Here is a 14,092-nt window from a genome sequence, read left to right as displayed (position 1 = left end):
ATCTAAAAATTATTTTTAAATTGTACAAAATTCTACTTTATGTCGAGTCCGTGGCGTTCTAGTCCTAAAATGAAATCCCTCTCCGAAGTGTTTGGGACGATTCCTGTACCCACGGGTAATGGATTTTGGAAGAATTTACGTGCCTTTATGGGGCCAGGCTTCTTAGTCGCGGTGGGATATATGGATCCGGGTAACTGGGCGACCGATTTAGCTGGTGGAGCCTCTTTCGGCTATACCTTATTGTCTGTGATTCTTGTCTCGAGCATTTTCGCGATTGTCTTGCAGCATCTAGCTTTGAAATTAGGCGTTGCCTCAGGACGCGATTTAGCCCAAGCCTGTGGCGATGCATTTTCGAAACCGGTAGCGATTTTTCTGTGGTTGGTCTGTGAGCTAGCGATTGCGGCTTGTGATTTAGCAGAGGTGATTGGGTCAGCGTTAGCGCTTCAATTGTTGTTTGGGATTCCCATTTTAGCAGGTATCGTCATTACGATTTTAGATGTATTTTTGATATTATATTTCCAAAACAAAGGATTTAAAGTCATCGAATCCATCGTTTTATCCCTCTTAATCGTCATCGTTTGCTGTTTTGCCTATGAGTTATTTATCTCGCAACCTTCTATCGCAGGAATCCTAGGCGGCTTAGTTCCACAAACTTCCGTTGTGATGAATCCTAGTCAACTCTATGTGGCTATTGGTATTTTAGGAGCGACTGTGATGCCGCATAATTTGTACTTGCATTCGAGTATTGTACAAACACGTGCCATCAAGGATACGGACGAAGACAAGGCTAAGGCGATTAAGTACGCCACTTGGGATTCGACACTATCTTTAGGATTAGCCTTTTTCATCAATGCGGGGATTCTGATTTTAGCGGCGGCAGCCTTTCATGGGAACAACTTGCAACATGTGGCGGATATCCGAGATGCGTATCAGTTATTGGACCCAGTATTAGGCAGTAAATTAGCGAGTATTTTGTTTGCGGTTGCCTTGTTAGCATCGGGCCAAAATGCCACGTTGACAGGAACATTAGCCGGCCAAATCGTGATGGAGGGATTCCTCGATCTGCGCATTGCCCCTTGGTTAAGACGTTTGATTACCCGCTTAATTGCCATCATTCCTGCTTTTTTTATTACCTGGATCTACGGAGAATCGAAGATAGGGGAGCTGTTAGTCTTCTCTCAAGTGGTACTTTCGATGCAGCTAAGTTTTGCGGTGATTCCGCTGGTCTTATTCACAGGGGATAAACAGAAGATGGGAAAATTCGCGAATTCATCGCTTTTGCAAGGAATTGTTTGGGTGATAACCGCAATTATTTTGGGTCTGAATATGTACTTGCTGGGGCAGGTTTTAGGATTCCTTTAAACCAGGTATCGTCACTTAGGTAGTCAATTGCTCGCCATTTCACAGGCAGTTTAGGTTCAGGGATTCCTTCATCAAGTGTTTTGGCACTTCTGATTTTCCAAAGCTCATCCACCAGTCCATCCGCAAACAACATTTCCATCGTTTTCGCGCCGCCTTCCACTAGGATAGATTGAAGGGGTAAGGCAGCTACTTCCGCTGATGAACGTAAGACGATTGTTTCTCCTTCATCTGTTAAGACTTTAGCGGTGGAAGGAATTCTGCCGGTAGGATCTAACACGATTCGAACTGGATTTGTACCTGCTACTAATCGAGTCGTTAGCGATGGATTGTCGTTAATAATGGTTTGGACCCCTACTAAAATTCCTTGATGTTCAGCGCGCATTTGATGCACTCGTATAGCCGATAACTCGTTCGATAGCTGAATGGGCGCACCGGTGGCGCCAGCGATGAATCCATCGGCACTAGCCGCGTATTTGAAGGTAAGGTAGGGCCTTTTTAGGCGGTGAAAGGTAAAGAATTGGCGGTTTATCCATTCTCCTTTTTCTGCTAGTAAACCGATGTGGCAAGTTATGCCTGCAGCTTCCAATTTCTCAACCCCTTTTCCTGCCACGAGTGGATTAGGGTCTAGGTTCGCAATGCAGACAGTGGTGATTCCAGATTGAATCAGCAAATCAGCACAGGGAGGAGTTTTGCCAAAATGGGAGCAAGGCTCCAAGGTCACAAAGGCCGTCGCGCCTTCTACAGATTCCGAGCATGAACGTATCGCATTTACCTCTGCATGAGGACCACCATACTGTTGGTGATAACCTTCGCCTAGAATGCGGTTATCTTTGACGATGACACAACCTACTAAAGGATTAGGAGCAACGCGCCCTGAGCCTAATAAGGCTAGGTCAAAGGCGCGTTGCATCCAAATTTCTTTATTCGGCATGAACTGGTTTGCGGTTACTCGATAAATAACTGTAAATCGCTGGAATGATGTACAAGGTCAGCGTAGTAGAGAATAACATACCACCCACTACGGCGATACCCATCGAAACTCTACTTTGAGATCCCGAACCTAAGGCTAAGGCGATCGGTAAAATACCTAAAATCGTACAAAGCGAAGTCATAATAATAGGACGGAAACGAGCAACAGCTGCCTCTTGCACCGCCTGTGTTTTTCTCAAACCGGTTTCTTTCCGCTGATTGGCAAACTCCACGATTAAGATACCGTTTTTCGTCACGAGACCGATGAGGACGATGATACCGATTTGCGAGAAGATGTTTAGTGTTTGGCTGAAATCCCAAAGCGTTAATAACGCTCCTGCCACCGCCAAAGGAACAGTAAACAAGATGATGAATGGATCGATGAAACTTTCAAACTGGGCCGAAAGAATCAAGTAGATCAATAAAATGGCAAGAGCGAAGGCGAAGAGTAGGGAAGAGCTGGACTCTTTGAATTCCTTACTTTGGCCATCATATGCGGTAGAGAAGGAAACGTCGAAGGTCTCTTTCGCTAATTTATCCATCTCGTTCAAAGCCTCGCCTAAAGTCACCCCTTTCGCCATCTGCGCCGTTACCGTAGCCGCTACGTAGCGGTTATAACGGAATAGTTGGGGAGGCGTACTCTGTTCCGTAATTTTCACTAGATTGTCTAATTGGATCAAATCCCCGCGGTTGTTTTTCACATAAAGGGACTTCAAATCAGAAACGTCATTCCGCATAGGGCGGTCGATTTGGCCGATGATTTGGTATTGTTTCCCGTCCATCACGAAGTAACCAAAACGTCTACCCGAAAGGCCTAACTGCAAGGTTGTTGCCACATCTTGGATGGAAACGCCTAGGTTTTGTGCTTTATCACGGTTGATTTCAAGGCGCAATTCGGGTTTTGTAAACTTCAAGTTCACGTCTGCCATTTCGAACTTCGAACTCTCCCTCACTTTGGCCATAAATAACGGGATATTCTTCTTCAAACTCTCGAAAGTGGAAGCTTGAATCACGAAGGCTACCGGTAAACCACCGCCACCACGTTGTCCCGTAGACAAGGTCGGCTCTTGGATTAAGGTCGCCCGGGCACCAGTGAATTTCTTGATTTTAGGTTGAATGGCATCCGCAATTTGTTGCTGCGTTCTACGTCCTTCCGGATCCGCTAAAATAACGCGCATAGTTCCCGTATTCGAACCACCATTCCCAAAAGGAGGGGACGTAATGGAGTAAACGGCATAGCGTTCGTGCGCCGGAATATCCGTCATCAAGAACTTCGCCATTTCATCGGTGTAGTTCAACATATACTCAAAAGTCGCGCCCTCTGGTGCTGTTGCACTGACACGCAATCCCCCTCTATCCTCTAAAGGAGCTAATTCAGAGGGAATAGCTTCGAATTTAAACAGGGCGTAAATAATGCCAAATAAGGAGAACATTATCACCCAAGCCATCCAACGAATCTTAATAAAGGCCGCTAATGAGTCTTCATATCCTTTCGTTAAAGCAACAAAGAATGGTTCCGTAACGGTATAGAACCACGGTTTTGTATGACTCCCCTTTAATAAACGGGAGCTCAACATAGGTGTTAATGTCAAAGAAACGAAGGCAGAAATAATCACGGATCCTGCCACCACGATTCCGAATTCGCGGAACAAGCGTCCTGTAATCCCTTGTAAGAAAATGACCGGTAAGAATACGGCTGCGAGTGTAACGGTCGTCGAAATAACGGCAAAATAGATCTCTTTCGATCCTTCTACGGCCGCTTCCCAGGGGCTGAGTCCCTCTTCGATTTTGGTGTAAATATTCTCTAAAACCACAATCGCATCATCCACTACGAGGCCGATCGAAAGCACGATACCTAATAGCGTCAATACGTTGATGGAGAACCCGGCTAGATACATAAAGAAGAACACCCCAATCAAACTGACTGGAATGGCCGTCAATGGAATGATCGTCGATCTCCAATCACGCAAGAACAAGAAGATGATAATCGTTACTAATAAAATCGCGGTGAAGATGGTTTCCTCCACCTCTTCAATCGATTTACGCACATATTTCGTATTATCGAAGCCTTCCTTCATCTCCACATCCGCCGGCAAAGTCAAGCGAATTTGTTCCACTTTCTTGTGGATGGCATCTACGATTTGAATTTGGTTCGAACCCGGTTGCGGAATTACCGCGATGGAAATCATCGGTTTTAAATCCCGCTTGAAGAATGTTTTGTTGTTTTCTGGCGATAGTTCTGCCCTACCTACATCAGAGAATTTTACCGAGCGATCACCCTCTTCTTTGATGATCAAATTATTGAAATCATCCTCTGTAGTCATACGGCCCTGTGTTCTCACAGTTAATTCCGTGTTCGCTCCTTCGATACTTCCAGAGGGTAATTCGATATTTTGTTTGGCTAATGCATTCACGATATCAGGCGCTGTCAAACGGAAAGAGGCTAATCGTTCCGGATCGATGTGCAAGCGCATCGCATATTTCTGCTCTCCCCACAATTGCACGGAACTAACGCCCGGAATCGTTTGGAATTTCTCTTTGATATTTCGGGTGGCTAATTCATTCAATGAAAGCAAGCTACGCGTCGAAGAGAACACATTAATGTTGTAAATCGGGTTCGCATCCGCATCAGCTTTCGCTACGATGGGCGGATCCACGTCTTTAGGTAATTGACCCATTGCCCGAGATACGCGGTCACGCACGTCGTTCGCTGCATCTTCGATATTCACCGAAAGATCAAATTCGACCGTGATACTTGAACGGCCATCCCGACTCGAACTGGATAAAGTACGAATACCGGCGATACCGTTAATCGATTCTTCTAAGGGCTCGGTGATTTGGGATTCAATAATGTCTGCGTTTGCTCCCGTGTAGGACGTTTGCACGTTCACTACTGGCGGATCCACCGATGGATATTCACGAACCCCTAAATAGGTGTATCCGATGATTCCAAATACAATGATCGTGATGGACATCACAATCGAAAGTACCGGTCTTTTTATACTAATCTCTGAAAAAGATGCCATAGCTAGTTTATTTTACGACTTCTTTAATTTCTACTTCGCCATCAGGTTTCACTTGGATGATACCATTGGTAATCAACGTATCTCCAATCGCTAATCCGTCCAAAATTTCAACGGTCTTGTCACCTCGCGTTCCTAAAGTTACTTTTGTCGAAACTGATTTGCCATTTTTTACCACATACACTTTGCTACCTTTCGCCTCGGGAATGACTGCTTCCGTAGGGATCATGATCGCCGATCCTTTTGTTTTCAAGATCAAATTTACCTTAGCAAAGGCTCCTGGAACCAATTGATTACCTGGATTAGGCGCTTGCGCACGGATCTGTAAGGTTCTTGTTTGGGGATCGATTTTCGGATCAATCGCATACACACGACCGATGAAGTTCTTTTCCTCGTTCTCTGTTACGAATTCGATGGTTCCGCCATTCTTCACCTGAGTGGCGTATTTCGCCGGAATTGAGAATTCGATTTTCGCCGGATTCGTGTTGGTCAAAGTCGCAATTTGCGTGCTAGGAGAAATATAACTTCCCATACTTACGTAACGGAAACCAATTCTGCCCGCAAACGGTGCGCGAAGCGTTGTTTTTAAGATCTGCGCTTTTAGGTCTTCGATATCCGCCGAAATCGTATTCACCGAGTTCACCGCAATATCATATTCCCTTTGCGAGATCGCTTCTTTTTGCAAAAGGACTTTTTGGCGAGCCTCGTTGTCTTCTGCTAATTTCTTATTGAAACCGAGTTTGCGAAGACGTGCTTGTAAATCATCGTCGTTGATGCGAAGTAAAACCGTTCCTTTGGCTACCACATCCCCTTCTTTGATGTTGAGTAAAATGATACGTCCCGCGATTTCAGAACGAATTTCAACTTCCTCATTAGGCAAAATAGAACCCGTTGAGCTGATCATATCATCCAAGCGCGTCGATTTAACCACCGTTACAATCACGGATGTTTTGCCGCCCTTTCCACCAGGTCCACTTTTCTCTTTCCCTTTTTCCTTCGTCTCCTCAGCGAAAAAGGTCTTTTTGATTTTCGGATAAAAAGCCAAACCCAAGATCAAGGCAATGGTCAAAACCGACAGAAGCGTCTTTGTAATTTTATTCATAGTAATAGGTTTTCATACTAAGGTAAACAAATCCGAGGAAAGCATTACCCTAACTTATAGGCTTAATTGGTTAAAGAATTCGAAATCCAAGGCATAAACTGCTCATTCTCTACTTCGTTCATCACGAAATGACTCTGAGCGTTGCCTATGTTTTTAATACTAGCTAGTTTGTGCAAAATAAATTCGCGGTATTCATCCATGTCAGCGACCACGATTTTCAATAGAAAATCACTATGTCCTGAAACGCAATAGCATTCTTGCACTTCGACTAATTGCATTACATCTTGTTCGAATTGCTTCAAATAGTCTGCCGCGTGTTCTTTCAGGGAGATGTCACAGAAAACGGTTAAGGTTTTACCTAGTTTGGCTGGGTTGATCATCGCTCGGTACCCTGTGATCACGCCCTCTTTTTCCATGCGCTTGATTCGCTCGTGGATAGGCGTCGCACTCATTCCTAAGCGTGAGGCCATTTCTTTATTGGAAAGAAAGGCATCTTCGTGCAGAAATGCGAGGATCTTTTTATCGATGTCATCTATTTTTGCCATGCTATTTTGTCCTCTCGTTTTTCTCCAATCGTAGTCCAAATGAAACCATTCCCGCTAAGGTATCTACCCGCATTGATTGTGCCACTTGAATTTGGTATTTTCCTGGTTTAGGAAATTTCAAAGCGGAATAAATAAGAAATTTTTTCTCATATATATCGCCAAAACCGGCGCCTTTCGGCTTCCCCGTTGTAGGGTCATATAAAATTGCTTCAGCTAAACCTTTTTGTATGGTTGTTCCTTTGGCATCTAAAATACTCGGGCTAAAATACAGGTTATAAAAGGGGTAGGCGTTGTTTTGACGTACCACCACATAGGTCGCATAACTACTCGTGGAGTCAGAAATTTCTACGTTAAACCGTATGGGTTGCTTTTGAAACCAACCTGATTTTTCGAAATTAGTGGTCTCATCCAGCACTACATTTGAATCACTGCAGGCAAAAAACAACAGCTCAAACAGGAAAATCAATCCAAGGCTAAGCTTCAGGGGTAGGCGCTGCACCATCTCTTGGAGGTCTTGGTTTAAACTTCTTTTTCTTTTTGAATGGTTTAGGCGTTGCCGTTCCACCATCTGCTATGGGCGCTGCTCCTTCCGGACGAGTTTGTCCTTCTGGACGAGGTCCGCGATTTTCACCTTCCGGCCTAGGAGGTCTAGGTCCGCGGTTTTCTCCTTCTGGTCTCGGAGGTCTAGGTGGGCGATTTTCTCCTTCAGGTCTTGGTCCACGATTCTGTCCCTCCGGACGAGGGCCTCTCTCAGGACGTGGTCCGCGATCTTGCCCTTCAGGACGTGGTCCACGATTTCCTCCATCACGATTTCCTCGATTGTTTCGGTTGTTGCGATTGCCGGATTTTACACCGCCGTATTTCTTATCCATCCGCTCTAAATCAGAATTTAGCTCAGATACGGTAGGTTTTTCCACTGCTGGAGCATCTGGATTCAGATCCTCAAATGACTCCGGAATAATCCCTTTCTTATTTAAATCAACAATTTCAGCCACGCGATCACAGCTCACTGGAATCCAGATGGCCTCTTCGCCCACAATCCCAAACCACATCATTCGCTTGAAAATATCCGTCTTCTGCAAGATAGCCTCTCCACGCTTTGTTTTTAAACGACCCTCAATGGTAGGAATGCTCTTTAGGGCATCCATATAAGTCTCTAACTCGTAGTTTAAACAGCATTTTAAACGACCACATTGGCCACTTAATTTGACTGGATTCAACGATAGATTTTGGTAACGAGCCGCAGAGGTTGTTACGTTTTTGAAATCAGATAGCCAGGTAGAGCAGCATAATTCACGTCCACAAACTCCGATTCCGCCTAATCTACCTGCTTCTTGACGAAGAGATATTTGCTTCATTTCGACCCGAATCTTGAATTCTGTCGCTAGTAATTTGATTAATTCGCGGAAATCGACGCGGTCTTCAGATGAATAATAGAAGATCGCTTTGGCCCCATCGGATTGGAATTCCACATCCGAAAGTTTCATGTTTAGCTTTAGGTCGCTGATGATTTGACGACCACGGTACATGGTAGGTAAATCACGCGCCATCGATTGCTCGTGCTTTTCGATGTCTTTTTCTGTCGCTAAACGGAAAATGTTTTTGACCTTATCGTCGTCTTTGATATTCTTCTTCAGCAATTGAAGGCGAACGAGTTCTCCTTGCAAGGAAACGGTTCCTAACTGGGTTCCGCTGCTAGAATCGACCATAACGGCGTCACCGGTATGTAATTCAAGTTGATCTACGTTTCGGAAATACTCTTTTCTACCCCCTTTGAACTTCACTTCCACGATGTGAAAGCGCTGAAAAGAAGGGACGTCTAAGTCTGACAACCAGTCAAAAACGTTCATTTTATTGCAACCACCTGAGCCACAACCGCCATTACTTTGACAGCCTTTTACCTCTCCGCTTGCGCTGGTAGAGCCACATGACCCACTGGAACACGATTTACATGCCATATCTTAATACATCTAATCCGATGTCTCTTCTAAAGTTTTTTCCTTCGAATTGGATGGTTTGAGCGGCCTTTTGTGATTTTTGGATCGCTCTTTCCAAGGTATTCGAAGTTCCAGTTAAAGCCATAACACGGCCGCCACTAGTAATAATATCGCCGTCTTTTGACGTCGTACCTGCGTGGAAAACGATGGCGTCTTCCACTTTTTCAACCCCTGTTAACACATCGCCTTTGCGGTATTCCTCTGGATATCCGCCCGCCACTAACATCGTTGTTACGGCGTATTGGTCCAAAATGGAAATCGTTTGTTCGCTCAGCGTGCCATTGGAGGCTGCAATTAGCAAAGATAGGAAATCTGATTCGATTCTTGGTAAAACCACCTCCGTTTCCGGATCCCCCATTCGTGCGTTGTATTCGATGACGTATGGCTCGCCTTCGTGGTTCATTAAACCAATGAATATGAAACCTTTATAGTCTATATTTTCTGCTTTCAAGCCTTTAACCGTAGGTTCGATCACCTTTTGCTTCACCACTTCCATGAATTTCGCATTCGCAAATGGAACGGGTGAAACGGCTCCCATACCACCGGTATTTAAACCTTCGTCGTTTTCGCCGATGCGCTTGTAGTCTTTCGCCTCCGGTAAAACCACGTAGTTTTCTCCATCAGTTAACACGAAAACGGATAATTCGATTCCGCGTAAGAATTGCTCGATCACCACTTTAGAACTGGCATCACCAAACTTCGCATCTAATAACATTTCGTTCAAGGCCGTTTCCGCTTCCTCTAAAGTCAGGGCAATAATCACTCCTTTTCCAGCCGCTAAACCGTCCGCTTTTAAAACGATGGGTAAAGATTGTGTTTGCAAATAGGCTAATCCGTCCGCGATGGTGTCCTTCGTGAAAGTTTGCGATGCGGCTGTTGGGATGCCGTATTTGTGCATAAAGTTCTTTGAGAAGTCTTTGCTTCCTTCAATTTGGGCGCCTTCTGCACCTGGTCCTACGATTCCTACGTGCTTCAGGTCAGCCTGTGATTCGATGAAATCGCGCACCCCTTTTACTAACGGCTCTTCTGGGCCCACAACTACTAAACCTATGTCATGCGTCCGAATCGCCGCAGCAATTCCCTCAAAATCGGTCACGCCGATCGCTAAATTGGTGCCGCATTGTGCGGTTCCCGGATTACCCGGAGCAATGTATAAATTACCTAGGATAGGGCTTTGGCTAATCTTCCAAGAAAATGCGTGTTCACGGCCTCCAGCACCTAATATTAAAACGTTCATATACTTATTAATTGGCTAATTCACTTAAAAATTTAATGCGCATTAAACGAAGTTCTTCCTCCGTCACATCTTCGATATCACACGTATCCAAGGCCTCTGCGATGTCATCTGTATCCGCAGACATGAAGTATTCGTATATTTCCTCTTGTTTGTCTAGTTCCATCACCTGATTGATGTAATAATCCAGGTTCAGCTTCGTACCTGAGAAGCAGATGGTCTCGATCTCTTCGATCAATTCCGCCATGCTCACTTCTTTTTGCTCAGCGATCAGGTCTAAATCGATTTTGCGATCGACCTGTTGGATGATATAAATCTTGATTTTGGACTTATTGACCGTCGATTTGACGACTACTTCTTTCGCCGTCTCAATCTCGTTTTCTTCCACGTAGCGATTGATCACATCGAGGAATGGCTTGCCAAATTTCACGACTTTACCCATTCCTACGCCGTTGATTTGGGCCATTTCATCCTGTGTAGTCGGATAAGTGGTCGCCATTTCTTCCAAAGATGGATCTTGGAAAATCACATACGGAGGCAAATTTTTCTCCTTCGCGATCTTCTTGCGGAGGGTTTTAAGTATGTCGAAGAGGGCGTCGTCATAGGCTTTGGCCCCTAAAGCAGCTCCCTCATCCTCATTTTCAGCGGGCTCCGCTTCTTTTTCGTAATCGTGGTCTTTGTAGAACGTAATCGGGAAGGATTCCTTCAAGAAAGCCTGTCCAGCCTCGCTTAAACGCAGAACTCCGTAATTCTCAATGTCTTTTTCTAGCAGGCCAAAAATGGCCATTTGCTTGATAAAGGAGATCCAAGGCGACTTTTCATCTTCGATAGGCACCGGCTTAGAGGCCGTTTTGCGCATCTTCGGTTTTTTAGGCGTATCCTCGTCTCCGTCTTCATCTTCGTCCTCATCATCCTCTTCGTCTACCTCAGGGGCAATCCACGAAACCGTTTTTCCTGCACCAAACAGAGATAATTTCTCCTGTTCGTGGCTCGCAATAAAAGAATTTGATTTGCCCTCTAAGAAATCAGCGATATGTTCTGCATCGAATTGTTCGCCAGTTTGCTGCACTGCTTTCAACACAAGGCTAACCTCCTCTTCCGCCTTAAACGTAGGCGTAGGGTGCATGCAATTGTCGCAGAAACCACAGTTTTCGGCCATGTGCTCTCCAAAATAGTGAAGCAATTGCTTGCGACGGCAAACCCCTAAATTCGTATAGTAAACCATTTCAGATAAGAGAATTTTCGCATTCTCCTTTTCTGTCACGGCCTTATCTTTGTTAAACTTATCTAATTTCAGGATGTCATCGTAGGTATAGAACAAAATACACGTTCCATCCAAACCATCGCGACCTGCGCGACCCGTTTCCTGATAATAACCCTCCAGTGACTTAGGGGCATCATAGTGAATCACAAAACGCACATCCGGTTTATCGATTCCCATTCCAAAAGCAATCGTCGCCACCATCACATCCACTTCCTCATTCAAGAAAGCTTCTTGGTTCGCCATGCGTACCTGTGGCTCTAAACCGGCGTGGTAGGGAAGCGCCTTTACGCTATTCACGTGCAGTAATTCTGCAATTTCCTCGACGCGCTTTCTAGAAAGGCAATAAATAATGCCCGCCTTGCCGTTATGCGATTTAATAAAACGGATCAATTGCTTATCGATATCTTTCTTCGATCGGATCTCGTAATAGAGATTTTTGCGGTTGAAAGAGGATTTGAAAACGGTCGCATCTTCCAGATTTAAGGTCTTTTGGATGTCGATTTGTACTTTAGGAGTTGCCGTCGCTGTTAGAGCGATGATGGGCATTTTCTCATCGATCGTCTCGATGATGGTACGAATCTTGCGGTATTCCGGTCTAAAATCGTGACCCCATTCGGAGATACAGTGAGCCTCGTCGATCGCGACAAAGGAGATTTTAGCCTGTTTTAAGAAGTTCAGGTTCTCTTGTTTATTTAGTGATTCCGGGGCGATGTACAATAATTTCACGGCTCCAGAGATCACTTCGGCCTTTACCCGGTTGATTTCAGCACGGGTTAAAGAGGAATTTAAGAATTGAGCATTGATGCCAAAAGCCAACATTTGATCTACCTGATTCTTCATCAATGCGATCAAAGGCGAAATAACAATCGCTGTTCCCTCCATTACAATCGCCGGTAATTGATAGCAAAGCGATTTGCCTGCCCCAGTAGGCATCAGAACGAAACTATTCTTTCCTTGAACGGTATTTAGAATAATGGCTTCTTGTTCACCCCGAAATTGGCTAAATCCAAAGGTTTTTTTTAGCTGTTCCTTTAAGCTATCGATCGTAATTGGATGGGGCATAATTTGATTAATGGGTTGTTTCGGCGATGATTAGATTCTGCGGGCTTCTACTTATCTTTGCCCTACAAATTCTTCTAACATTGAAATTAAGCAAAAATATCCAATCCACAGCAAAAAAAGTTTTGACACAGGAAGCAGAGGCCATTCTGCAAGTGAGCGCCGGAATTAATTCGGATTTTGAGGCTTGTGTAGAACATTTGTTGAGCATCCCAGGGCGCATTGTCTTCACGGGAATCGGTAAATCGGCCATTATTGCCCAGAAAATTGTGGCAACGATGAACTCGACCGGAACGCCTGCTTTATTTATGCACGCGGCGGACGCGATTCACGGGGATTTAGGGATGATTCAGGACGGCGATGCAGTGATTTGTATTTCGAAGTCAGGCGATACGCCGGAAATTAAGGTGTTAGTGCCTTTGATCAAGCGTTTGCAGGTGAAATTGATTGCGATGGTATCGAATAAGCATTCGTATTTAGGCCAGCAATCGGATTATATATTACATGCTTTGGCGGAGCAGGAGGCGGATTTGTTGAATCTGGCACCTACGACATCGACGACGGTGGCTTTGGCTTTAGGCGATGCGTTAGCGGTTTGTTTGTTAGAATGCAAAGGATTTACGGCACAGGATTTTGCCAAATACCATCCAGGCGGCGCCCTCGGTAAACGCCTTTATTTAAAAGTGGGCGACATTTACCCGACCCACGATTTCCCTGTCATCTCCCACACGGCCTCCATCCAGGAAGCGATCCACGAAATTTCCTCTAAGCGTTTAGGTGCAACGGCAGTATTGGATGCGCAAGGAGAATTAGCCGGAATCATTACGGATGGAGACGTTCGCCGTACTTTGGAAAACTCGAAAGATTGGTCTGCGATAGTGTTAGCAGACATGATGAATACCACACCGAAGACAATTGAGGCGGAGGCATTTGCGACGGAGGCTTTGGCGATCATGCAAAGCAAAAATATCACTCAACTGGTGGTGACGGCAAATAAAAAGGCCGTGGGATTTGTACATCTCCACGACCTGTTGAAAGAGGGTATCGTCTAAAACTTAGCGCATACGGTTCGACGATTGCACCAGCATCTCGTCCTTGCGGATGAGGCGGTTCGCAATCATATTAGCCAGCAGGGAAACCACTAAGGCGTAGAATCCGTAGCCATATTTTCCCTGAATTTCCGGTTCAAACGTAGGCATCGCCTCCTTAAAAATCACCCAAAAAGCATAGCCCATCGCCCCCGCTAAAACCAGCGAGTTGATTAAGCCTAACATCATTTGACGCATGCGGCTTTTGAAAGAGAAGATCGTTACAAGCGTAATAACCGTCGATAAAGTCACTAAAAGGGCAATCGCGATATTGCTATGCGCGGCTACTTCTTTTCCGTTTTGGAATAATTGCCATTGGTTCGAGAAAAGTTCTGCTTTTTGGCCTGAAGTGCCTATTTTTTGCCAAATAGAAATGCCCGATGTTGCGATGGCATTGCCAATAATCGCTAAGGCTAAGAAAAGGGTTTGTGGTCTTTGAATCATAATAG

General features: G+C 45.0%; 11 protein-coding genes. 2 read left to right on the top strand and 9 right to left on the bottom strand.

All coding sequences use genetic code 11. The annotated features are described in order from the left end of the window. Positions 1–39: 39 nt before the first annotated feature. Complete coding sequence (locus tag SKC35_RS05820; protein ID WP_377978480.1) at positions 40–1,362, top strand: Nramp family divalent metal transporter; 1,323 nt, start codon at positions 40–42, stop codon at positions 1,360–1,362. On the opposite strand, the gene ribD is transcribed toward SKC35_RS05820, so the two are convergent. The 8 genes from ribD to SKC35_RS05780 all read right to left on the bottom strand — a co-directional run bounded on the left by ribD (position 1,310) and on the right by SKC35_RS05780 (position 12,558). Beyond that, positions 1,310–2,293: a bifunctional diaminohydroxyphosphoribosylaminopyrimidine deaminase/5-amino-6-(5-phosphoribosylamino)uracil reductase RibD gene (ribD, locus tag SKC35_RS05815; RefSeq protein ID WP_377978479.1), complete on the bottom strand. Its 984-nt coding sequence runs from the start codon at positions 2,291–2,293 to the stop codon at positions 1,310–1,312. The genes SKC35_RS05820 and ribD overlap by 53 nt on opposite strands. Next, positions 2,283–5,357, bottom strand: coding sequence for an efflux RND transporter permease subunit (locus SKC35_RS05810; RefSeq protein ID WP_377978478.1), 3,075 nt, complete (start codon positions 5,355–5,357; stop codon positions 2,283–2,285). The genes ribD and SKC35_RS05810 overlap by 11 nt, the downstream gene beginning before the upstream one ends. A gap of 7 nt (positions 5,358–5,364) precedes the next feature. Further along, entirely contained in the window at positions 5,365–6,456 is a 1,092-nt protein-coding gene (locus tag SKC35_RS05805) for an efflux RND transporter periplasmic adaptor subunit (protein ID WP_377978477.1), read from the bottom strand. A 62-nt stretch (positions 6,457–6,518) separates the two neighbouring features. Next, entirely contained in the window at positions 6,519–7,001 is a 483-nt protein-coding gene (locus SKC35_RS05800) for an Lrp/AsnC family transcriptional regulator (protein WP_377978476.1), read from the bottom strand. Between the two features lies 1 nt (position 7,002). After that, positions 7,003–7,503 carry a gliding motility lipoprotein GldH gene (locus SKC35_RS05795; RefSeq protein WP_377978475.1) on the bottom strand — a complete coding sequence of 167 codons (501 nt, stop codon included), beginning with the start codon at positions 7,501–7,503 and terminating at the stop codon, positions 7,003–7,005. Then, the gene (locus SKC35_RS05790; protein ID WP_377978474.1) at positions 7,475–8,851 is read right to left on the bottom strand and encodes a PSP1 domain-containing protein; all 1,377 of its coding nucleotides are present in this window, start codon (positions 8,849–8,851) and stop codon (positions 7,475–7,477) included. The genes SKC35_RS05795 and SKC35_RS05790 overlap by 29 nt, the downstream gene beginning before the upstream one ends. A 97-nt stretch (positions 8,852–8,948) precedes the next feature. After that, complete coding sequence (purD, locus tag SKC35_RS05785; RefSeq protein ID WP_377978473.1) at positions 8,949–10,235, bottom strand: phosphoribosylamine--glycine ligase; 1,287 nt, start codon at positions 10,233–10,235, stop codon at positions 8,949–8,951. 7 nt (positions 10,236–10,242) lie between these two features. After that, positions 10,243–12,558 (bottom strand): RecQ family ATP-dependent DNA helicase, encoded by a 2,316-nt coding sequence (locus SKC35_RS05780; RefSeq protein ID WP_377978472.1) that lies wholly within the window; start codon positions 12,556–12,558, stop codon positions 10,243–10,245. Positions 12,559–12,638: 80 nt separating this feature from the next. Between SKC35_RS05780 and SKC35_RS05775 the strand changes: the two genes are divergently transcribed. Further along, positions 12,639–13,607, top strand: a complete 969-nt coding sequence (locus tag SKC35_RS05775; protein WP_377978471.1) for a KpsF/GutQ family sugar-phosphate isomerase — start codon at positions 12,639–12,641, stop codon at positions 13,605–13,607. A gap of 3 nt (positions 13,608–13,610) precedes the next feature. Here SKC35_RS05775 and SKC35_RS05770 read toward each other — a convergent pair whose 3' ends face one another. After that, entirely contained in the window at positions 13,611–14,087 is a 477-nt protein-coding gene (locus SKC35_RS05770; RefSeq protein ID WP_377978470.1) for a DUF4293 domain-containing protein, read from the bottom strand. Positions 14,088–14,092: the final 5 nt, after the last annotated feature.

This window comes from Aquirufa originis, from assembly GCF_042714495.1.
In the GTDB taxonomy this organism is placed as follows: Bacteria; Bacteroidota; Bacteroidia; order Cytophagales; family Spirosomataceae; genus Aquirufa; species Aquirufa originis.
Note: the sequence above shows the minus strand (reverse complement) of the source record. Positions and strands in the feature narration are given on the sequence as shown.

What these genes read in the sequence shown, in the direction of transcription:
- SKC35_RS05800 (WP_377978476.1), bottom strand. Translation starts at nt 7,001, where the DNA reads ATGGCAAAAATAGATGACATCGATAAAAAGATCCTCGCATTTCTGCAC.
- SKC35_RS05820 (WP_377978480.1), top strand. Translation starts at nt 40, where the DNA reads ATGTCGAGTCCGTGGCGTTCTAGTCCTAAAATGAAATCCCTCTCCGAA.
- SKC35_RS05780 (WP_377978472.1), bottom strand. Translation starts at nt 12,558, where the DNA reads ATGCCCCATCCAATTACGATCGATAGCTTAAAGGAACAGCTAAAAAAA.
- SKC35_RS05805 (WP_377978477.1), bottom strand. Translation starts at nt 6,456, where the DNA reads ATGAATAAAATTACAAAGACGCTTCTGTCGGTTTTGACCATTGCCTTG.
- SKC35_RS05790 (WP_377978474.1), bottom strand. Translation starts at nt 8,851, where the DNA reads ATGAACGTTTTTGACTGGTTGTCAGACTTAGACGTCCCTTCTTTTCAG.
- SKC35_RS05795 (WP_377978475.1), bottom strand. Translation starts at nt 7,503, where the DNA reads ATGGTGCAGCGCCTACCCCTGAAGCTTAGCCTTGGATTGATTTTCCTG.
- SKC35_RS05770 (WP_377978470.1), bottom strand. Translation starts at nt 14,087, where the DNA reads ATGATTCAAAGACCACAAACCCTTTTCTTAGCCTTAGCGATTATTGGC.
- SKC35_RS05810 (WP_377978478.1), bottom strand. Translation starts at nt 5,357, where the DNA reads ATGGCATCTTTTTCAGAGATTAGTATAAAAAGACCGGTACTTTCGATT.
- purD (WP_377978473.1), bottom strand. Translation starts at nt 10,235, where the DNA reads ATGAACGTTTTAATATTAGGTGCTGGAGGCCGTGAACACGCATTTTCT.
- ribD (WP_377978479.1), bottom strand. Translation starts at nt 2,293, where the DNA reads ATGCCGAATAAAGAAATTTGGATGCAACGCGCCTTTGACCTAGCCTTA.